1 protein-coding gene is annotated in these 1,044 nt (G+C 56.7%); it reads left to right on the forward strand.

Annotated features, from left to right (window positions below; genetic code table 11):
• A partial coding sequence (locus tag ABE459_RS25995; RefSeq protein ID WP_346648177.1) for an IS256 family transposase occupies window positions 1–982 on the forward strand: 982 nt, incomplete at its 5' end.
• Window positions 983–1,044: the final 62 nt, after the last annotated feature.

Genomic DNA, 1,044 nt, shown 5'->3' on the forward strand with positions numbered 1-1,044 from the left:
GGATATCCCTCGGGACCGTGACGGCAGTTTTTCGCCCATTCTGATCCCCAAGCATGAGCGCCGTTACACCGGATTCGATGACAAAATCATCGCCATGTACGCCCGTGGAATGACGGTCAGAGAGATCCGGGCCTTCCTGTCCGAGCAGTATGGAACCGACGTTTCACCCGATTTCATCAGCTCTGTGACAGACGAGGTCATGGAAGAGATTGGCGCGTGGCAACAGCGGCCACTGGAGCCGATGTACCCGGTCATTTTCTTCGATGCGCTGCGGGTGAAGATCCGCGAAGAAGGTCTGGTTCGCAACAAGGCCATTTACTTGGCCCTGGGCGTTCTCCCCGACGGGACGCGGGATATCCTGGGCATCTGGATCGAGAACACCGAGGGTGCGAAGTTCTGGATGAAGGTCTTTAACGACCTCAAGAAGCGTGGCGTCGAAGATGTGCTGATTGCCGTGACCGATGGCCTCAAAGGCATGCCAGAGGCCCTCAGCGCAGTGTTTCCAGAAACGACGCTGCAGACGTGCATCGTGCACCTGATCCGCAACAGCCTCGACTACGCGGCCTGGGACAAGCGGCGGGCTCTGGCCAAGGAGCTGAAGCCGATTTACCAAGCCATCAATGCCGAAGCGGCTGAGCAAGCACTCGATGAGTTTGAGAACGGGCCATGGGGCGAGAAATATCCGACGGTGGTGGCTGCTTGGCGACGGGCTTGGGATCGCGTGATTCCATTCTTTGTTTTCCCGCCCGCCATCCGAAAGGTGATCTATACCACCAACGCCATCGAGAGCATCAATGCCCAGCTACGCAAGGTCATCAAGACTCGCGGGCATTTCCCGAATGATGATGCAGCGACCAAACTGATTTGGCTGGGATTGCGCAACATCACAGCCAATTGGGGAAAACCGGCCCATGACTGGAAAAGCGCGATGAATCAATTTGCGATTTTGTACGGAGATCGGTTCATCAGGCCGACCTGGTGAAAATCAGGGCCTGCCTAGCGGCAGGCCATTACCGGCCCGAACACAAAAAAACTGACAGTCCC

It is taken from the genome of Pseudomonas sp. TWI923, from assembly GCF_039673365.1.
GTDB lineage: Bacteria > Pseudomonadota > Gammaproteobacteria > Pseudomonadales > Pseudomonadaceae > Aquipseudomonas > Aquipseudomonas sichuanensis.